21 protein-coding genes are annotated in these 17446 nt (G+C 62.2%); 14 read left to right on the top strand and 7 right to left on the bottom strand.

Translation table 11 applies throughout. The features are described from left to right. Positions 1-9: 9 nt before the first annotated feature. Positions 10-3084, bottom strand: coding sequence for an SMC family ATPase (locus Q8Q53_RS14030; RefSeq protein WP_305702408.1), 3075 nt, complete (start codon positions 3082-3084; stop codon positions 10-12). After that, positions 3081-4226, bottom strand: a complete 1146-nt coding sequence (locus Q8Q53_RS14025) for an exonuclease SbcCD subunit D (RefSeq protein WP_305702407.1) — start codon at positions 4224-4226, stop codon at positions 3081-3083. The genes Q8Q53_RS14030 and Q8Q53_RS14025 overlap by 4 nt, the downstream gene beginning before the upstream one ends. A 75-nt stretch (positions 4227-4301) precedes the next feature. On the opposite strand from Q8Q53_RS14025, the gene Q8Q53_RS14020 reads away from it, so the two are divergent. The 3 genes from Q8Q53_RS14020 to Q8Q53_RS14010 all read left to right on the top strand — a co-directional run bounded on the left by Q8Q53_RS14020 (position 4302) and on the right by Q8Q53_RS14010 (position 7052). Next, a complete protein-coding gene (locus Q8Q53_RS14020) occupies positions 4302-5075 on the top strand; it encodes a hypothetical protein (protein ID WP_305702406.1) in 774 nt (257 codons plus the stop codon). Positions 5076-5349: 274 nt separating this feature from the next. Next, positions 5350-6180, top strand: a complete 831-nt coding sequence (locus Q8Q53_RS14015) for a competence protein CoiA family protein (RefSeq protein WP_305702405.1) — start codon at positions 5350-5352, stop codon at positions 6178-6180. Further along, positions 6177-7052 carry a hypothetical protein gene (locus Q8Q53_RS14010; RefSeq protein ID WP_305702404.1) on the top strand — a complete coding sequence of 292 codons (876 nt, stop codon included), beginning with the start codon at positions 6177-6179 and terminating at the stop codon, positions 7050-7052. The genes Q8Q53_RS14015 and Q8Q53_RS14010 overlap by 4 nt, the downstream gene beginning before the upstream one ends. A 145-nt stretch (positions 7053-7197) precedes the next feature. Here the strand turns inward: Q8Q53_RS14010 and Q8Q53_RS14005 are convergent, their stop codons facing one another. Next, complete coding sequence (locus Q8Q53_RS14005) at positions 7198-7941, bottom strand: hypothetical protein (protein ID WP_305702403.1); 744 nt, start codon at positions 7939-7941, stop codon at positions 7198-7200. A 216-nt stretch (positions 7942-8157) separates the two neighbouring features. Here Q8Q53_RS14005 and Q8Q53_RS14000 point away from each other — a divergent pair, with 216 nt between their 5' ends. Then, positions 8158-8694, top strand: coding sequence for a DUF736 domain-containing protein (locus tag Q8Q53_RS14000; protein ID WP_305702402.1), 537 nt, complete (start codon positions 8158-8160; stop codon positions 8692-8694). A gap of 163 nt (positions 8695-8857) precedes the next feature. Beyond that, positions 8858-9214 (top strand): hypothetical protein, encoded by a 357-nt coding sequence (locus Q8Q53_RS13995; RefSeq protein ID WP_305702401.1) that lies wholly within the window; start codon positions 8858-8860, stop codon positions 9212-9214. 16 nt (positions 9215-9230) lie between these two features. Here the strand turns inward: Q8Q53_RS13995 and Q8Q53_RS13990 are convergent, their stop codons facing one another. Beyond that, the gene (locus tag Q8Q53_RS13990; protein ID WP_305702400.1) at positions 9231-9422 is read right to left on the bottom strand and encodes a DUF6771 family protein; all 192 of its coding nucleotides are present in this window, start codon (positions 9420-9422) and stop codon (positions 9231-9233) included. 86 nt (positions 9423-9508) lie between these two features. Here Q8Q53_RS13990 and Q8Q53_RS13985 point away from each other — a divergent pair, with 86 nt between their 5' ends. The 5 genes from Q8Q53_RS13985 (at position 9509) to Q8Q53_RS13965 (ending at position 12110) form a co-directional block, all read left to right on the top strand. Beyond that, on the top strand, positions 9509-10114 hold the full coding sequence (locus tag Q8Q53_RS13985; RefSeq protein ID WP_305702399.1) for an SOS response-associated peptidase: 606 nt from the start codon (positions 9509-9511) through the stop codon (positions 10112-10114). Positions 10115-10177: 63 nt separating this feature from the next. After that, positions 10178-10633: a hypothetical protein gene (locus Q8Q53_RS13980; RefSeq protein WP_305702398.1), complete on the top strand. Its 456-nt coding sequence runs from the start codon at positions 10178-10180 to the stop codon at positions 10631-10633. Further along, the gene (locus tag Q8Q53_RS13975) at positions 10630-10953 is read left to right on the top strand and encodes a hypothetical protein (protein WP_305702397.1); all 324 of its coding nucleotides are present in this window, start codon (positions 10630-10632) and stop codon (positions 10951-10953) included. Before Q8Q53_RS13980 ends, Q8Q53_RS13975 begins: the two co-directional genes overlap by 4 nt. 43 nt (positions 10954-10996) lie before the next feature. Continuing rightward, complete coding sequence (locus Q8Q53_RS13970) at positions 10997-11509, top strand: hypothetical protein (RefSeq protein ID WP_305702396.1); 513 nt, start codon at positions 10997-10999, stop codon at positions 11507-11509. A gap of 97 nt (positions 11510-11606) precedes the next feature. After that, positions 11607-12110, top strand: a complete 504-nt coding sequence (locus tag Q8Q53_RS13965) for a hypothetical protein (protein WP_305702395.1) — start codon at positions 11607-11609, stop codon at positions 12108-12110. Between the two features lie 9 nt (positions 12111-12119). Here Q8Q53_RS13965 and Q8Q53_RS13960 read toward each other — a convergent pair whose 3' ends face one another. Next, a complete protein-coding gene (locus Q8Q53_RS13960; RefSeq protein ID WP_305702394.1) occupies positions 12120-13349 on the bottom strand; it encodes a DUF1173 domain-containing protein in 1230 nt (409 codons plus the stop codon). A gap of 159 nt (positions 13350-13508) precedes the next feature. Continuing rightward, the gene (locus Q8Q53_RS13955) at positions 13509-14093 is read right to left on the bottom strand and encodes a YdeI family protein (protein ID WP_305702393.1); all 585 of its coding nucleotides are present in this window, start codon (positions 14091-14093) and stop codon (positions 13509-13511) included. 46 nt (positions 14094-14139) lie between these two features. Between Q8Q53_RS13955 and Q8Q53_RS13950 the strand changes: the two genes are divergently transcribed. Further along, positions 14140-14829, top strand: a complete 690-nt coding sequence (locus tag Q8Q53_RS13950; RefSeq protein ID WP_305702392.1) for a pentapeptide repeat-containing protein — start codon at positions 14140-14142, stop codon at positions 14827-14829. 21 nt (positions 14830-14850) lie between these two features. On the opposite strand, the gene Q8Q53_RS13945 is transcribed toward Q8Q53_RS13950, so the two are convergent. Next, positions 14851-15039: a hypothetical protein gene (locus tag Q8Q53_RS13945; protein WP_305702391.1), complete on the bottom strand. Its 189-nt coding sequence runs from the start codon at positions 15037-15039 to the stop codon at positions 14851-14853. A 291-nt stretch (positions 15040-15330) separates the two neighbouring features. Between Q8Q53_RS13945 and Q8Q53_RS13940 the strand changes: the two genes are divergently transcribed. The 3 genes from Q8Q53_RS13940 to Q8Q53_RS13930 all read left to right on the top strand — a co-directional run bounded on the left by Q8Q53_RS13940 (position 15331) and on the right by Q8Q53_RS13930 (position 17239). Then, positions 15331-15675, top strand: a complete 345-nt coding sequence (locus Q8Q53_RS13940; RefSeq protein ID WP_305702390.1) for a thermonuclease family protein — start codon at positions 15331-15333, stop codon at positions 15673-15675. Between the two features lie 461 nt (positions 15676-16136). After that, positions 16137-16472, top strand: a complete 336-nt coding sequence (locus tag Q8Q53_RS13935) for a single-stranded DNA-binding protein (RefSeq protein WP_010890940.1) — start codon at positions 16137-16139, stop codon at positions 16470-16472. 287 nt (positions 16473-16759) lie between these two features. Further along, positions 16760-17239 (top strand): MucR family transcriptional regulator, encoded by a 480-nt coding sequence (locus tag Q8Q53_RS13930; protein WP_305702389.1) that lies wholly within the window; start codon positions 16760-16762, stop codon positions 17237-17239. Positions 17240-17446 lie beyond the last annotated feature (207 nt).

The raw sequence follows: 17446 nt of genomic DNA, 5'->3' as shown, positions 1-17446 counted from the left end.
AGTCAAACGTCACTGCATTCGTGACTCAATGACACTTCCATTCACCCCTTTCCGAACGCTGAAGCCATTGGGGACAGCCTGTTGAACCAGCGGCACGTGTGAAATCAGTCCAACAGATCGGCGTTCGCCAACGATGTCCTGCAGAACCTGCAGAACTTGATCCAGCGTGCCAGCGTCGTTCTCGGTATCCAAGCTGCCGAAGCCTTCATCGATGAAGATCGTGTCGAGCCTAATGGCCCCGTGGGTCATCTCAACCACATCAGAAAGGCCAAGCGCCAGGGATAGGGCCGCGATAAAGGTTTCGCCCCCAGACAAGGTTATGATCTCACGCGCCCGGCCTGTTTGGATATCGTGAACGCGCACATCGAGGCCGCGTTTCGATCTCCCGCCAACACTCACCGTGTCCCTCTCGAACCGATATCTACCACCGGTCATCGGGTCGAGTCTCAGATTTGCGGCTTCCAGGACCTGATCGAACATGGCGCCGATGGCAAACGTCTCAAGGGTAGTCCGCAACTCGTTTTGCCCATCGAAGGCTTCGGCGAGACCGCGCAATGAGCCGGAAGCTTGCTCGAGGCTCTGCAGGTTCTCCAATTCGTCGGCCAAACTTGTCTTCAGATCGATCAGCGAGCGATGCTTCTGCTGTGCTTCGGCGCTATTCTTTGAGGCTTCGTCGGCCGCTGTCTGCGCCTGATTGCAGCTGAGCCGGAACGGTTCCAGGTCGGGACGCTGAGCAGTTCCGACATTATTCCTAGCAGCCGTTTGCCGCCCACGTGCTGCTGCCAAATCTCTGTCGAATTCGACGATCGACCCTTCCAGCTCCCCGATCAGATCTACGTCGGGAATGGCTAACCGATATGCTGTTTCGGAAATCCCGAGCTCAATCAGTCGGCTGTCGAAGGCAGTCTGCTTCTTTTCGACTTCATCCGCACAATCTTTGAGCGAATTCGACGCGTTCTGTAGGGCCGCCTCGGCCTTGATCAGAGCGGCCTGGGAACTCTGCTGTTGCTCCAGGGCTTCGGAAATCGCCTTTTTGCGCCGATCAAGATGGGCCCTTGCATCATTAATTGCAGCCTGCAGCACGGTAGCGTCGCGCAGCGTCTCCGGAACGGAGGCGATGCGATCAGCATAGCCTTGGCGGGACACGGCCTCGGCAGTGGTTGCGTCGCCCAGAGTGGAATTGGCTTGCTGGAGCTTGGTTGCAGTCGCCAACTTGCGAGCGCGTAAGTCGTCGACCTCCTTTGCGAGGAGGGTCAAATCGACGATGCTTCCGAGCTCGTTGATCGCGGCGAGGAAATGCCGATACTCAGTATCGATCTCGCTGACGCCGCGCTGCGGCACATCAAGCCCCGATAATGTCGCTTGGCGCTCCTTCAGCGTTGCGTTCGCTGCGCTGGCCCGCGATTGCGCCTCGCGATCTTTCTTCGCTGCAGAGACGGAAGCGGACTGCGCCGCTCGCCAGGCTTTCTCCAGTAGACCCGCATCACCGGTCCCGTGCGCTGGTTGAGGATGATCGCTGCCGCCGCACACCGGGCAGGGCACACCATCTTCCAGTCGCTCGGCAAGGACACTCGCCTGGGCGGAGATATAATCACTTTCGCGCGCGGCTACTTCTTCAACGGCATGATGATGGCGATTTTGGGCTTCCAACGCTTTAGCAGCCGCTTCGTCGAACTCAGCCTGTGCATGTCCCACTGCCTGGGTGGCGCTAAGATGTGCATTCGCGCCATCTAATTCGATTTTCAGCGTATCGCGGCGACCGATCAAATTCTGCCGCTTGAGAGTATTGCGTTGCGCATCAGCGAAGGCAGCGGACTTTTCCTCAAAGGTTCGATCGGCCTGCTGTTGTTGCGCAACGGCCTGGTCATGCCCCTGCTTCGCGCTTTCCAAAGCGACCAGAGCCTTTTCATGCTCCACAAGGCGCTCGGCCGAATCGACGAGCACTTGCTGGTGGCGGTCCATTTCGTCGACTTTGCGACCCAAGGTCTCAATTTCATGTTCCAGGGCTCGCAGGTCGGCCAGCAACGCACTTGCCGCTGCCGCCGCATTACGGGCACGAACTTCTGCTTCGCTGGCGCTGGCCTGTGCCGCTACGGCCGAACCATGGCGCGTACGAGCGTCGGTGAGACTGCTGTCGAGGTCCGCCATGCGCCGTGCCAACTCTGCACGGGACTTACGGGCACGAACGGCATCGAATTCAGGAACCTTTCCTTCCAGCTGTTCCAGCGCAGCGTCGGCAGCCTCCACTTCGACAAACAGTTTTTCTCGGGAAACAGCCTCGGCAAACACATTATTCGCCAACGTGAGTACCGCGGATGCTTCGGCGACGGCCAATCGGCTAAGCTCATATCGCTCCAACGCGGACGCAATGCCGACGCTGAGTTCATCCGAGCTGGCAAATCCCTCTGCCGCAAGACGCTGCCCGTTCAATCGATATCCGTCTTCGATCTCGCGCCGGACCTCCGCAGCTTCCAATTTGAGCTTTTCCGTGAGCTTCCGGTATAGCGACACGTCGAAAAGTTCGCGCAGGATCTCGAGCCGATCCTTGCTGTTCGACACCAGAAACCGTTCGAACCGACCTTGTGGTAGCAGCACGATCTGACGAAACTGCTGGGCGCCGTAGCCGAGCAGCTCCTCGACAAGCCTCGCGACATCTCCAACCTTACGCTCGGCTAGTGGAACGCCGCAGCAGTCCGGGCCGACATCGTCAATCGCGACCGATGACACGTCGAAGAGCCAAGCCGCATGCGGCTGCATGGTTTGCCCTTCTCCCCTGGCCTTCGGACGGGGTTGGTCGGGAATCCGCCGGACGTAATAGCGCTTGGCCCCAAGCTCGAATTGCAGGCTAACCTCGGTCAACAGCGCATCGGTTGCAAAATCCGAACGCATTGTCCCAATGCCCTGCTCCTCCTTCGCACCTTCCCCAAACAGTGCAAAGGCGATCGCGCTGAAGATCGACGACTTGCCCGAACCGGTCGGTCCGTAGATTCCGAAAAGACCGGCATCTGTGGCGTCGCGGAAGTCGATGCTCTCGACGCCGCCATAGGGACCAAATGCGCTCAACGTGAGCTTGATTGGCCTCATTGAACCACCTCCGTCGTCGCCAACGCATTGAGCGCGGAGGCTACAATCCCCGCCTCAGCTTCGGACATCGGGTCGCCCCTCACGATCTCAAGAAACGTCGAGGAGAGCGCATGGGGATCGTCAATCGCCGCTCGTTGTTCCTCCAGGCGCTGCGCGAGCGGGCGGCCATTCCGTTCATAGGCAAGCTGGACTGCATTGGGGTAGAGCGCCCTGATCCTTTTCATCGGGTCGATCTGCGGTGCTTCATCAGTCAGAACTACGCGCACAAGGTCGTTCGACACCTCGGTAGCAGCCAGCAACTCCAAGAGCTTTCCGCGGATGGTTCGCACCTGACGCAGCGGCTTGATGGGAAATTCGGTTACACCGACGGTTCCGTCGTGCGCGAGTTCGATCAGGCTGACGGACTTCTCTTGGCCTTCTTCGTCGAAGCCAAAGGCCAGCGGCGCTCCCGAATAGCGAACATGCTTTAGACCCACCGATTGGGGGCGGTGCAGGTGCCCCAGCGCAACATAGTGCGCCCCGTCGAACGCCGACGCCGATACCGTTTCGATCCCGCCAACCATTCGCATGAGCGGCCGCTCGCTTTCACTCGTGGCAGCACCGTCTACGAAAGCATGGGCGACGACGATCCAGCGCATTCCGTCGGCAAGGTGCTTGCGCGCACTGGCGATCTGAGCGCGAATGACATCTGCGGGACAAACAATTTCCTCGTCATCGAAGCACAATCGCGCCGCATATTCGAAGGCAAACGGCAAAGCGGAAATCGCCACCGGTCCGTCTGCATCGGAAATGACCAGCGGCCTTTCATTCTCGTCCAAGGGACCGCGCACGATGGCTTCACCATCTTTCGCAAGAACGCCCAATGCCCCTATCTGTGCGGCTGAATCATGATTGCCAGCGATCAACACGATGGCTGCGGATGATGTCGCCCTTACCGTCGTCAGGAATTCTGAAAGCCGCTTAAGAGCGCTTTGGGGCGGATTAGCTCTGTCGAAGATGTCGCCCGCGACAATGAGGACGTCTGGCTGCTGATCATCGATTACCGAAAGGATCTGGACGAGAGCGTGATCATGGTCTTCATCCAGCGCCACGCCGTGGAATTGGCGACCTAGATGCCAGTCACTTGTGTGCAGAATGCGCATTCGCCGAACCCCGAATCTCAATACGTATAAAATTTATATAGACAGCCCAAACTGAGTCAAGTAGCGTTTGCCTCAATGAGCGATCCCACCCTCAAGCCTGCCATGTTCGCCCGCCTGGTCTATCTAGATCAATGCCTGACTTGGCGCGGGCAAGTGAATCGTAAAGACCTGATCGAACGATTTGGAATATCGTCGCCGCAGGCGGCCATAGACTTCAGAGAGTATTTGGAGCGGGTGTCAGAGCCAAAGCCTAGGTATGACACGGTCCGCAAATGCTACCTTGCCGACAGAAATCATAACGGGTTGCCCTTCACGTACGAAGCCGGCTCGCCTGATGTGCTTGTCAGAAGCCCAGGATCCGACGACTTCTCAATGCTACCCACGCCCGTTCGGCAGTCTCCGCCATTTGTGATGCGCCAACTCTATCAGGCGATCGAGCAGCAGATGAAGATCGAGATCGACTATGTCTCGATGTCGACTGGCCTTCGCCAAAATCAGTGGATTGCGCCTGCAAATTTCGCGTCTGATGGCGAGCGTCTACATGTCAGAGCGTGGAGTTTTCACCATCAGGAATGGCGCGACTACCTGCCGGTACGAGTGTCGCCCGAAAGCAGCTTTTCAATCGCGGTGATCGACCAGGAGCATCCGCGGGATGCCGATTGGGAGGAGATCGTGGAGGTACGGCTTAGGCCTCTGGATGGGCTTTCGGACGAGCAGAAGGCTGCTGTCCGGCTTGAATACGGCTTCACCGACGATCTTCTGAAGTTTCAAATTCGCAGATCACTGGAGTTCTACATCGATCGGCGTTGGGGGCTCAATCGACCCGGGACACGGTTGGAGCGTTGCTAGGTTTTTGGCGAACGCGACGATCGCTCGTCGCGTGATTGGAGGTGACGATGGCGGCAAACGTAACCACTCATTTGCTGGTATGGGCCGGAGCGGTCACAAATCCCGAGACCGACGTCGTGCGTAGCGTCGGATCGACCGCTATGTGTATTGAATATTGACTGACGCAAGGCGACCTTGTGCCACAACATGGCAAAGGTCCGGCGACCTGAGGGTGCCATTTGCGCGATGCAATGATGGCATCGCACGTCACGTCGATCGGATTTCCGGTAGGTCAATGGGGCCGTTCCGCTGCCTAGATTGCGGCGAACTCTTGCAGCTGAGAATCTCGACCAGGGCGCGGCCACATTTTGCACATTTGCCGGATTCCCGCTGTGCTGGCGAAACGGCTCTGCATGTTTATGCCAAGGAGTTGCTGGAACGCGAACGACAACTAACCTTTGCGCCGCTCGTCTTGCGACAAGAAGGCGTCGAGGAAATCGTGTTCGAAGGAGGCCGGTTTAAGCTTGATCGTGTCGTCATCGAGGTGGACCGACCAGGATTTCGACCTGACGCCATCGTCGTGTTGTCGAGCAACGAATTTGCGGTCGAGTTCAAAGTTGCACACGCTGTTGACGATGCAAAACAGGAGAAGGTTGCCGCCGTCGATATTCCGATGATCGAAATTGACCTCAATTCCCTGAGGTTTCAGCAGATCAGCATGCAGGAACTGGACGAGGCCATCCTTCATAACTGTGTTCGCAAATGGATCCATCATCCCGAACGCAGTCTTGGACAAGCCCGCCTTGAGAGCCGCGTCGCAGCCAAGAAGGAGGAGCGCGGTCGACGCCTCAAGTTTCATATCGAGCGCAAGCCGCGCGGCAAAGTCGACTACGACTACCATCGGGAGTCTCTGGCGTCGCTCGAAGAGGTGGGTTTGCTCGACGAGATAGGCGTGCCTGTGGATTGCCAACATTGGTTCTGCGTTGCCTGCCGGTGTGGCAAGCAGCTCTGCTTGCCACGGGTATTGTCGCACCTTCGCGTAGCAGCACTCCCGGATCTAGGATCAAAGTCCGTGGCGATTGGCCGGACTACCAAGGGTATGCCAATCGCCTGCCCACCTGGATGATCCGGTCAGATCTGAGTGCCTATAATTGGAAGAGGTTGGAGGAAGCAGGATACACCACATCCAGCTTCGGCAGCGCGGATAATGCGATATTTCACTACTTGGCTCATCTTGCCGTCAACCAAGACGTTGTTGTGTGGGACCGGGACGAAGAGGCCTTCTTCGTTGCGTCGGAATTGCACGGACGCATCTACAGACTTCATGAATTGGGCTGGAAAATTCGACGGGTGCTCGAAGCCGCTGGAGCCCCTGATCCTGACGAGGTAAAAGCGAGGTGGTTGGGTAAGTACAATGTCGATGGCGTATCGCCCACCGAAGTTGCTCGAAGCGGAGGGGCCGCATACGATTCGCTTTTGTCCAGGGTCGAAGCACTCGTGCGAATGGCTGACTCATATCTCAAGCCGGTCGTCGTTGACGACCTATGCGGGCTCCCACTTGAGCCGATGCGGCAAGCACGCTTGTCAGCAATCGAAGAGCAAGCCGCAAAGCTAGCGAAGGAAAAGGTTGCGGCAGCTTTGGACCGCAGAAATAATCTTGAGACCTCGGCGCGTGAAGACCTTGGGCCAGATGCCAACACTTGGCTCAACCAAAACGTGCCGAACGCGTCGGTATCGTTCTTAGAATGGGCGAGCGAGACTGACGGCAATCTAACTCAGGCATTTTCCTTCCTGCGCGTGGCGACCCGGGAGAGGAATGCTCGGTTAGCAGCAGCTGCCGCTGTCCAGGGGTATCAACGGCAACTTGTCGACGCAGCCAAGAGGGCCTTTCCTGACGAGACACGAGCACGCCTCTTTGTCAGCTCATGGCACGCAAAATGCGATAGCCCTTCTGCATTGCGCTCAATTCTAGATAAGCTGCCGAAGGCTCGGAGGTGACAAGACGAGAGCTCCGCTGACTGGCCGGTTGCGTTTTTCTCGAGTGACTTCGACCAGACCAGCCTACGAAAGTTGCGCTCGAAATGATGCCCGAGGAAATCCAAGAAAAGATCAGAATACGCCCGGGTGTGTCGGTGAGTCCTGCTCAATTCCCATCGACCTTTACGCCAGATTGCTCGAGCCAGAACAAGGTCTCCGCCCGCCGCGTAATGTCGGAAAGTGTGTGGAGGGCACAATCCTGAAAGAGTGTTTCAGCTAGCGCCATGCGTTTGTCGAACGAGACACGTCCATGATTGAAGGACGGGTGTTTTAGCAGAACCAGCGCGTTGCGGTCGATCGCCTTGGCTTCTTCCGAATGTTTCGAGGCTTGGCCGGCACTGGCGTTTTCGCGGGCAACTTCTAGAATCGCCTCGACGGCGTCTCCGAATTCGTCGTGCCAAGTTGCGGTGGCGACCGCAGTATGAAGCACCCCGTCAATCATGAAACTCGCGATTGTCGCACCAATCTGCCCGTCATAGGCGGCAAACCTGCGCTGGGTTGCCTTCAAATGACTAGGCGAGTGTTCGACGCCAAGGTCATCCAGTTCATCCTGCGCAGCTTCGATCTCATCAGCAAGGTCGAAAACTTGCTCAACAAGATATATTATCCGCGGTGCATGGGCGTTGATCACTCTGACCGCTTCGTCGGCGCTCAATATTGCAATTGGCACGGATCCGTCGTCACGTGTCTGAACTGTTGCTTCAACGAGAACTGATTCTGACGACGAAGCCGCATCTTTGATCGAAGACCCCAGCTTCGCTGCCTCATTTACTGACATATTCATTCCCAATCTGCGTGCTTGGCCGCTCAGCTGCGGGGCTATCCTGCGAAGCCCCGTTGCCGTCGTCAATCGCATCATCCCCAAAGAGCATAGCGGAAGTACAATCCGCATGCAGGGTCATCCAGGTACCGTCTCACCTCCTGAAAGCATAGTACATCACCGGACGGGTCTCCCCCTGCGGGCATTGCCCGCAGCTTCGGCCTGACGGCCGGGAGGGAAGGGGGGTGGGAAGAGAGTGACCGGACAAGGGGTTCGGTCGCAATCGATCCTACCAGGAGACAGTCCATGAACATCGGTGAAATCCGCAAGAACGCCAACGGCCAGCTGATCGGCTCCGTCGAAACGCTCACCATCACCCGCACCATCGGCCTCCGTCCGGTGACCTCCAGCAACCCGCGCGCGCCCAAGTACGAAATCGTCGCGCTCAACGATCAGCGCCGCTGGGTGATCGTCGGCGCGCTGTTCGAACTCTCCTCGAACTCGACCGGCGAGAGCTTCTACCAGGGCAAGATCGACGATCCGTCGATGGCGCAGCCGCTCTACATCGCCGCTTTTCCGCGTGAGGACGGCACGATGGCGGTGGCCTGGCAGCGTCCGCGCCGCCGCAGCAGCCAGCTCGGCTCGGCCGAATACGGCGAGAGCGAAATGTTCGGTGCCGACGACGTCGCCGGTGACCGTGCAGGCGGCGAGCAGGCCGGCGAAGCCCGCCACGAAGACGGCCTTGGCGACAGCACCGCGACGCCTCCGGGCAAGCGCGGCCGCGCGCAGGCCAAGGACGGCGCTGAACACGATGGCGCGCTTCCGCCGCTCGTCGACGCCTGATCGTCCGACCACTCCACTGACGGGGACCCACTCGCGGGTCCCCGTCCCCGTGAAAGGCCGCGGATGAGCCCCCCGCGCGGCCTGAGGCGGAACGCCGGCTACCCCCCCCCCCCGCCCGGCGTTCCGCCTCTTCATTTGCCTGGGGCAATCTGGAGATCCCGACATGCTGACCGACAGCGAACGTTTCGCCTTCGAGACCCGGCGCCATCACGCCTTTGCGAGCACCGGCAATGCGTACGACGCCTCGCAGTGCGACGAGGCGATCAAGACTGGCGACACCCTCATCGTGCTGGCCGAGCAGGTTGTGGCGATTGCCATGACCTGGCCGTTCGCGGTGACCGCGACCTGCGGCAAACTTCACGCCTTGTCAGCGTCGCGCCCCGGCGAAGACCTCGCCGCGCTCGCGCGAACGCTTCACGTGCGCGCCGCCGATTTCCGACACGCCGCTGACCTTGCCCGCCGTCTGGGATTTCCGATCGATCCGCAGCTCATCCCGCTGCTGGATATGCTTGCCGAGTGACGCTGTCCCGTTTGCCTCAGAGCGGCAGCGACGTCTGCGCTTCGGCCATTTCGCTGGCAGGCGCAGTTACGGCATCGGCGATGACCCGGGCGAGTTCCAGTGCGGCGTCCTCGCGCAGGCAGGAGCTTGGGGCGGTGATGCCGATGCGCGCCCAGCCCGGGGCGCCCAAGATCGCATGCGCGACCGCAGACGTATCGATTCGTTCCATGAGAGCAACAGAACATAGAGGGAACATATTTGCAAGGGTGGGTCTGTTGGATTGACACGGGCAGCCGTCCAACCGAGCATCGGGTTATGTGCAATTTGTACCGCATGACCAAGGCGCCCGCCGAGATTGCCCGGCTATTCGGCGCGCGGGCAGGGCAGGGCGCCAACTTCGCGGCCGAGGTCTATCCTGGCTATCCGGGGCTGGTGGTCGCCGAAGGCGAGGCCCGGGTGATGACCTGGGGGTTCCCGCTCGTGCTCAAGGGCAAGAGCGGTCAGCCATTGAGGCCCAAGCCGGTCAACAACGCGCGCGAGGACAAGCTCGGCACCGCGTTCTGGCGGGCCAGCTTCGAGCGCCGCCGCTGCCTGATCCCGGTCAGTGCCTGGGCCGAAGCCGAAGGCGACAAAGGCGCGATGACCCGCACCTGGTACTCGCTGGCAGGCCAAGAGGTCTTCGCCGTCGCCGGGCTCTGGCGTCCGACCGAGGAATGGGGCCAGGCCTATTCGATGGTGATGGTCGATGGCTGCCCGCAAATGGCCGACGTCCACGACCGCATGCCTGTCGTGCTGGCGCGGAGCGACTGGGAGCAATGGCTGGCAGGAACCCCGGCTGAGGCATTCGCGCTGTGCCAGACATGCTCAAGTGCGCTTGAGGTCGACCGCACCCCCGAGCGCTGGGCCGCCCGCCGCAGCTGACTATCGAGGGGAGAGGGACTTGAGCGGGGTCGGATCAACGACACCTGCGAAAGGACCTGGCCCATGGGCAACCGCGCTCCCATTCACATCACCATCGGCGGCACGTTGCCGCGCGAACACCTTGAGGTCTTCGCCGCCCACGCGGCCGACTATGACTTGCGCACCGAATGGGACGGCGAGCCGTTCGACGCCGCCGCGCTGGTCGCGGGCGAGCCGCTCGAACTCTACGGCACCGAGCTCAACGGCGGGCAGATCCCCGCAGTCGACGCCTTTTGCTGCGAGCACGGCCTGCCGTTCCGCCGCTGGTCGGGCGGTTGCCTCGGAGCGTTCATGCCCGAGATCGTGCTGTACGACGGCACCGGTCCCTTGCGCGACTACACGGCGAGCGAGGACGAATGGGTCCTGTTCCCGCCGTCATGGATCAAAGGCTTCACCCGTCTGCGCGAGCTCAAACGCGAGATGGCCCGCGCCGAGCTGACCATCCCGCCATTCGTTCTCCTGCGAGGAGCACGGGCATGACCGACAACAACGATGCGGCAATTGCCGAACTTCTCGCCCGCTTCCCGCTGTCGCGGGTGAGCGAGGCGTTCCACGACGACATGCTCGGCGTCCTGCCGCCGGTCCATATCCGGGGCATGCCGGGGTTCCTCGTCAGCGAGGCGGTAGCCGAGGATGTCCATGCCCAGTTCGTCGAACGCGGCGGGCGGTTTTACGGCGCCTATGTCGCGCTGCGCAGCCCTGCGACCTGGATCACCCACGCGGCCATTGCCGCCTACGATGCGAGCCATTCCGACCCACCGGTGCTGGACTGGTATCCGGACGCCGCCGACGACCAGTGAGGGGAGGGGGCTTGGAGCTGGTGTTCCTTTGGGGAGACCGGCCATGCTTCGCTTCTATTCCGGGATTGGCGCGCGCGCGACGCCACCCGAAATGCTCAGCCTGATGACCCGCGCCGCCTTTGCCCTGCTCAAGCGCGGCTATGTCCTGCGCTCGGGTCACGCGATCGGCGCCGACAGCGCCTTCGAACGCGGCGCGGGCGACGCGGCGCAGATCTTCCTGCCAGCGGCAGGCTGGCGCGGCTCGGGAAGCGCGTTTCATGCGGGCGTGTTGGGCGAGGAGATCTGGGGCAGGGCGCGCGAAATCGCCGCTGCGCACCATCCGGCTTTCGCCGGGCTGTCGCACTTCGTCCAGGACCTTCACACCCGCAACGTCTTCCAGATTCTGGGCCCCGCGCTCGATAGCCCTTCGGAATTCGTGCTGTGCTGGACCGCTGATGGCGAGGCTTCGGGCGGCACCGGCCAGGCGCTGCGTATTGCCGCGACCTACGCCGTCCCCGTCTACAACCTCCAGCGAGTCCGCGAGCGCGCGCACGTCGAGCGCCACCTCGTCCTCTGAACCTTCAATCCCGTGCATTTCCGCCGTTCTTGACGGTGTCCCGCCGTCATGACGCGGGGCAGCGGCGCTGCGCGATGCCAAGCGAAAGCCTCAGACCATGTCGTCACGCACGCTCACTCTCGAAATCGCCTGCACCCGCGAGGAGGCCGCGCGCTTCGCCGCGGTCGAACTGTTCCTTGCCGACCTCGCGAGCGATGCATCCGCGCAGCCGCCGGGCGAACTCGATGCAGTGTTCGGCGCGAAAGCGAAGGAGACCATCCTCGGCCTCGTCGGCCATCCCGAGCCGCTCGGGATCAGCTGCCGCTACGACCGTGACACTGGCGTGCTGACGCTGCTGGCGATCGACGGCCGCCCCAATCTCGCGGCGCTGCCGGTGCTGCTGCTCTGGCTTTACCCCGAAAAGCTGCCGCTCGCCTACTCGGTCCACGTGACCGACAACCCAGACCTGGCGGTTTGGACGATCGTGTCCCTGCAGCGGATCGAGATCACCCAGCACGCCGATGAAGTCCCTGCGCGCCTCGAAGCCCTGCGCGCCGCCGCGCCCGCGCCCCACCGGGTCGATCTCCTGCCGACCCGGCCGTTGCCCCGTCCGGAAGACTAAGCTGAAGAATCAGGCTGCAGCCTGAGCTTCCCAGCTTCGCCGGGGCCGCGTGACGCGCGCCGGGAGCGGCTCGCCTTCCTTCCAGAACCGGTGTGCGACGCCTTGCCCGGCAAGCAGCGCTTCGAGCGGTTCGGCCACCTCGTTGTCGCGGTCATGGATATGGACCGCGCAGGCTTCCTCGCCAGTGTCCTTGAGCACCAGGCTCGCGATCGGCGTGTCGACGTCGAGATTGACGCGCAGACCCTTCACGAACCGGCGCTTCTCGGCGACCGCCTTGGCGATCAGGTAGCGCTCGTCGCTGGTCTCGTATGGCAACCACTCAGCGCTCACCGGCATTAGGGCGACCTCTATCAGGTCGAACGTGCCTTCGCGCCGCCGCGCGAACGAGCCCGCGATCACCAGGTGATCCTGCTCGGCCTTGGCGCCGTGCTGCGCCTGCCACAGCGCGAGCTCGCCCGCGAAGCGCTTGTGGAACCGGCGCGCCATGTCCGGGTCCATCACGAAGGGCATGTCGCCGACGTGGCGCAGAACGATCCGCTCCGAGCCGTGCGCCGAGACGATCTCCTTGATCTCACCTACCACCACCATCAGCTCGTCACGTGAGCGATAGACCCGCTCGAGCGCGGCGCGGCGGCGGGCGCGGATGTCCTCTTTCTCCTCCAGCTTGAAGCTCTCGGGCACGAACAGCACGTGGGGCAGGGCCTCCTGCTTCGTCCGGCACGAGGCCGCCGCCTCGAGCAGCGCGCGGCGCACCACAAACCAGCTGCGCTTGCCTGCCATCTTGGGATGCCAGTGCGTCAGTTCGGCCCGATCCCACAGGACGTGGAGCAGCCCGCGCATCGACAGCTTCTGCCCCGACGACTTCACCGTCGGCTTGTCGTTGGTCAGCGCTGCCGGCGCGAGCCGGGCGCCGCCGCGCGACAGGGGGAAGCCCAGCTTGAGCGCGGTCTCGCCGCTCGCTTCGTCGTCGAGGATCGCGCTGCCGCGCACCTGGCCCATGCCGGTCAGGTAATCGGGCGCCTCGTAGTGATCGCAGGCGGTCGCATGACGCGCGCCCGAGCCCGGCCAGCGCGCGAGCACGTAGCGGTCATTGCGGTGCGAAATGTAGAGCGGCAGGTCGGTCCCCTTGCGGCATTCGCACAGGACTTGGGCCTTTTGCGCGTAGGCTTTGGCAAGCATCGGCTGAAGTTCATCGCCTTCGGCCACGCTGCGGCCGAGCAAACGGTATCGCTGGATCATTGGTCTTTGCTCCAATTTCTCGCGATCGACGCTGCCCGTTCGACCTCTCGCGCATCTCCTTCGGTTAAACGCGAGCCCCGCATGGACTCGCTGGGGTCAGTCTATGCCGGGCCTTCGCCTGCGGCAAGATGCCGCGGATGGGACTGCTGCTTGCCCGGCTCAGCCGTGAATGGTCTCGCCGCGCTCGAGCATGGCGACGAACGCAGCGATCTTGCGCGCGCGGGTCTCGGCGCGTTTGACCGCGCCGATGCGGTAGAGCACCGCATAGCGGTTTGCGCCGGTCAGCGTGGCGAAGAACGCTGCAGCCTTGGGGTTTGCGGCGAGCGCTTGGGCCAGATCCTCGGGAACTTTGGCGGTGCTCGCCGGCGCATAGGCCGCCGCCCAGCTGCCATCGGCCTTGGCGCGTTCCACTTCGGCGAGCCCGCGCGGACGCAAGCGTCCTGCCGCGATCAGTTCTTCAGCCCGGGTCCGGTTGACCTCGGACCACTTGCTGCGGGCCTTGCGCGGCGTAAAACGGATCAGCCAGCTCTCCGCATCGTATTTGTCGAGCTGGCCGTCGATCCACCCGTGGCACAGCGCCGCATCGATCGCCTCGGCCTTGGTCAGGCTGGTGATTGCGGTGCCCTTCTTCGCGAAGCGCAGCCATGCGCCGGGGGCACCTTCCGGTTGCTGTGCCAGCCATTCCTCGAACGCAGGCTGCGCCGCGAACAAGAGGATCGGCAGGTCTCCACGCAGTTCGGTCATTGAGCGGAGCCTAGCGGCCCCGGCTGCCGACGGCTAGGGCGGGGGGATGGACGACCTGTTTTCTCCTCTCGGCCTTTCGGGGCGGACGCTGACGCGTTCCGATCTTGCCCCGCTCACTGGCGGCGCGCCGCAGGTCGTGACCGATTGCGACCTCGAGGAGGCTGACCTCTCCGGGCTCGACCTGACGGGCTGGCGGTTTGAAGGCTGCAATCTGCGCAAGACCGATTGCAGCGGCACCAAGCTTGAAGGCTCCGTCTGGCAAAGCTGCCGGGCGCCATTCGTCAGTTTCGTCGGCGCAAATCTCAGCGAGGCTACGTTCTTGGGCGGCGACTTCAACAACTCCGTCTGGCGGCGCGCGACGCTGACTTCCACTAAGTTCGTGGGGACCAAGCTCACCGGGGCGGATTTCTCCGAAGCGCGGGCCATGCATATCCACTTCGAGGAAGTGCTGCTGGTCAGCGCCAAACTGCCTGGCTTCTCCTTCCGCAAGGAGAGCCTGCGCCGGGTCGACCTCTCCGGCGCTGACCTGCGCAAGGGCGACTTCCGCATGACGGTGTTCGAGGACTGCAGCCTGCGCGAGGCTATGGTCGCGGGATCGCGCTTCGAAGGCTCGGACCTGCGCGGTGCCGATCTTGGCGGGCTGCGCCTGGTCGATGCCAACCTGTTTCGCGGGGCCACGATCTCGCGTGAGCAGGCGGGGCAATTGCTCGGGGAACTCGGGCTCACGGTCCGCTAGACTGGGGTGGGGCCTGTGGTTTCAGCCACCGTCCGGTTCGTCTTGCGCCAAGTTCTCGGCCACGCCCTCGGCAAAGCCGAAGCACAGGGCGGCTTCCTCGCGGGTAAGCACGATCTCGCTGGCGCTGTGATCGGCGAGCTTCTTGCCCAGCACGGATGACATAGCCTGAGCCACCTGCAGCGCGCTTGGCATGTCTGAGTGATCAACCATCTGGCCTCCTCCTTAGGATCGGACACTGTCCTGCCTGCGGCAGCGGGTCCCAGGCGATGTCTGTCGGGGCGATGATACCGGGCTTGGTCTTGGTTGGCGAGGGGGCGGCAGGGAATGGGCACCCCGGCGCCCGCGCCCCACGCGGGCTGGGGTCAACCCGCTCTACTCGCTAGGGCGCGCGTCGGCGCTGTCGCACCGCCGCCCACCCAAGCTCGCCGGCATGAATGCCGGCCCTGCGGGTGACGATCGGGGCCATTGGCGCGAAGGGGAGGGGTTGCTAGGGTCCCGGCCATGCCTATCGTTCTTGCTGCCGTCGTCCTGTGTCTTTCGCCCTCGGTCCACGACGGCGACACTATCCGCTGCGGCGGCGAACGGGTGCGGATCGCCAACATAGATGCCCCCGAGCTCCCCGATAGTCCGAAGTGCCAGGATCGACGTGTGAGCTACGCTTGGTGCGATTATCGCGCCGGGGAAGCTTCGCGTGTTGCGCTGATCCGGCTTCTGTCGCGCGGCCGCGTCATGATCGAGCGGCTCGGGACCGACCGCTATGGGCGGACGCTGGCCACCGTCTCGGTCAATGGCGTGGACGCAGGCGATTACCTCATCTCGCAGGGTCTCGCCAAACCTTGGCGCTGAGAGCCCACTGCGGTGGGTGGCTGCGCGGGCCTCGGATACCCTGACTTGTGCGGCTCCGGTGCCAAGGACCGAGGCGGCGTGGGCGGAAGGAGAAGGATCGGAGCGCCTCATTCTGACTATGCCGCCGGGCAAGGCGGCGAAGCCAGTGAGGGTAAGGCGTGCATGCACTGCGATGGCAGATCCGGGGCGGGGCTGATCAGCGACCAAGGCTAACGGGCGCAGGGTCTTGCTGATTTCCGGCATGAATTGACGAAACCGCCCTTCGTTTGCCGATGAACCCTGCGGCGCCAGTCCCTGGCCGCAACCCAAAAGCAGCGGACCGTGAAGCCCTTCGGGCTTGCCGCACCACTCCTCGCTTTTGGGTTTCCCTCACTGCGTTCGGTGCGGGCCCGGGCCTAACGGCGCCGCCTGTCTGGGTCATCGGCGGGCGGTTCCGCCGAATTCAAGACCGGAGACAACCCATGAAGAACCTCGTCATCCTGATCGGCCGCATCGCGTCCGCCCCTGAAACCCGCCACGCTGGCGAAACTGCGATCACCTCGTTCACCCTTGTCACCGACCGCCCCAAGCTGGTCGACGGCAAGACGGTCAAAAACGAAGCGGGCTACACCGAGACCATCCCCGAGTTCCACCGCATCACCGCCTTCAATGGCCTCGGCACCTCGGTCGCCAAGCACAAGAAGAAGGGCGATCTGGTCGAGGTCCAGGGCCGCCTCCACTACTCGAAGTGGACCGACCGGGAAGGCGTGGAGCGCTACGCGGTCGAGATCGTCTCCGAGGAAGTCCTCTTTCTCTGAACCGAGCCGGGGAGGCGGCAGCGCCGCCTCCCTTCGGGCTTCTCGGGCAAGCGCCCGGTGCGTAAAATTCAACAGCGTGGGCCCATTTCGCACTTGCAGCATAGGCAGCCGCGACCCATATCAGCCTTGCCTTTCAGGCATCCTCTCCCAAGACTTTCACGGGGCCGGCAGCAATGCTGGCCCCATTTTTTTGTTCATGGACATCCTGCATTCGCGCCCATGAACTGGCAATTCTTCGCGCGCGCCCATAGGGTCCGGCATCGCCACTTCGAGGAAGCGCAAAGATCATGGCCGACGAAACCTTGCTGGACCACGTTGCCGACATCGTCTCCGCCCATGTCAGCAACAATTCGGTCTCGGCCAATGATCTGCCGGGCCTTATCCAGTCGGTCTATGCTTCGCTCGCCGCGCTTGGCCAGGCACCAGAACCGGTCGAGGAAAAGCTCACGCCTGCGGTCTCGGTACGCGCGTCGGTCAAGCCCGACGCCGTGACCTGTCTCGATTGCGGCGCGAGGATGAAGATGCTCAAGCGTCATCTGGGCACCGACCACGGCATGACTCCGGCCGAGTACCGCGCGCGCTGGAACCTGCCGGCCGACTATCCGATGGTCGCACCCGACTATGCCGCCAAGCGCAAGGAACTCGCGGTCCGGATCGGTCTTGGTCGCAAGCCCGGGCAGAAGCCGAAGCCCAAGGCTGAAACCGCCAAGGTCGCCAAGCCGCGCAAGAAACTTGGCGTTGCCTTTGGCGCTACCGACGCTGGCTGAGTCCTGAAATCACGATAAGCTGTTGATTTCATTTAACATAAGATATATTATCAATCTTGGATTTTGTGTAAGCCCCATTTAGAAATGACACCCCTCTGCTAGATAGAAATGACACCCTCGGGTGTCGTCAGCGGAATACGGTGGCATGGTTCTCCCGGTGGTTGGGAGGACGCTTCTATGACGGTGCTGGCAATGAGCCATGGCGAA

Source organism: Novosphingobium sp. (assembly GCF_030699305.1).
GTDB lineage: Bacteria > Pseudomonadota > Alphaproteobacteria > Sphingomonadales > Sphingomonadaceae > Novosphingobium.
Note: the sequence above shows the minus strand (reverse complement) of the source record. Positions and strands in the feature narration are given on the sequence as shown.

Bases quoted from the DNA above. Each gene is read 5' to 3' on its own strand.
- Q8Q53_RS14030 (WP_305702408.1), bottom strand. From the start codon at position 3,084: ATGAGGCCAATCAAGCTCACGTTGAGCGCATTTGGTCCCTATGGCGGC.
- Q8Q53_RS14025 (WP_305702407.1), bottom strand. From the start codon at position 4,226: ATGCGCATTCTGCACACAAGTGACTGGCATCTAGGTCGCCAATTCCAC.
- Q8Q53_RS14020 (WP_305702406.1), top strand. From the start codon at position 4,302: ATGAGCGATCCCACCCTCAAGCCTGCCATGTTCGCCCGCCTGGTCTAT.
- Q8Q53_RS14015 (WP_305702405.1), top strand. From the start codon at position 5,350: ATGGGGCCGTTCCGCTGCCTAGATTGCGGCGAACTCTTGCAGCTGAGA.
- Q8Q53_RS14010 (WP_305702404.1), top strand. From the start codon at position 6,177: ATGATCCGGTCAGATCTGAGTGCCTATAATTGGAAGAGGTTGGAGGAA.
- Q8Q53_RS14000 (WP_305702402.1), top strand. From the start codon at position 8,158: ATGAACATCGGTGAAATCCGCAAGAACGCCAACGGCCAGCTGATCGGC.
- Q8Q53_RS13995 (WP_305702401.1), top strand. From the start codon at position 8,858: ATGCTGACCGACAGCGAACGTTTCGCCTTCGAGACCCGGCGCCATCAC.
- Q8Q53_RS13990 (WP_305702400.1), bottom strand. From the start codon at position 9,422: ATGGAACGAATCGATACGTCTGCGGTCGCGCATGCGATCTTGGGCGCC.
- Q8Q53_RS13985 (WP_305702399.1), top strand. From the start codon at position 9,509: ATGTGCAATTTGTACCGCATGACCAAGGCGCCCGCCGAGATTGCCCGG.
- Q8Q53_RS13980 (WP_305702398.1), top strand. From the start codon at position 10,178: ATGGGCAACCGCGCTCCCATTCACATCACCATCGGCGGCACGTTGCCG.
- Q8Q53_RS13975 (WP_305702397.1), top strand. From the start codon at position 10,630: ATGACCGACAACAACGATGCGGCAATTGCCGAACTTCTCGCCCGCTTC.
- Q8Q53_RS13970 (WP_305702396.1), top strand. From the start codon at position 10,997: ATGCTTCGCTTCTATTCCGGGATTGGCGCGCGCGCGACGCCACCCGAA.
- Q8Q53_RS13965 (WP_305702395.1), top strand. From the start codon at position 11,607: ATGTCGTCACGCACGCTCACTCTCGAAATCGCCTGCACCCGCGAGGAG.
- Q8Q53_RS13960 (WP_305702394.1), bottom strand. From the start codon at position 13,349: ATGATCCAGCGATACCGTTTGCTCGGCCGCAGCGTGGCCGAAGGCGAT.
- Q8Q53_RS13955 (WP_305702393.1), bottom strand. From the start codon at position 14,093: ATGACCGAACTGCGTGGAGACCTGCCGATCCTCTTGTTCGCGGCGCAG.
- Q8Q53_RS13950 (WP_305702392.1), top strand. From the start codon at position 14,140: ATGGACGACCTGTTTTCTCCTCTCGGCCTTTCGGGGCGGACGCTGACG.
- Q8Q53_RS13945 (WP_305702391.1), bottom strand. From the start codon at position 15,039: ATGGTTGATCACTCAGACATGCCAAGCGCGCTGCAGGTGGCTCAGGCT.
- Q8Q53_RS13940 (WP_305702390.1), top strand. From the start codon at position 15,331: ATGCCTATCGTTCTTGCTGCCGTCGTCCTGTGTCTTTCGCCCTCGGTC.
- Q8Q53_RS13935 (WP_010890940.1), top strand. From the start codon at position 16,137: ATGAAGAACCTCGTCATCCTGATCGGCCGCATCGCGTCCGCCCCTGAA.
- Q8Q53_RS13930 (WP_305702389.1), top strand. From the start codon at position 16,760: ATGGCCGACGAAACCTTGCTGGACCACGTTGCCGACATCGTCTCCGCC.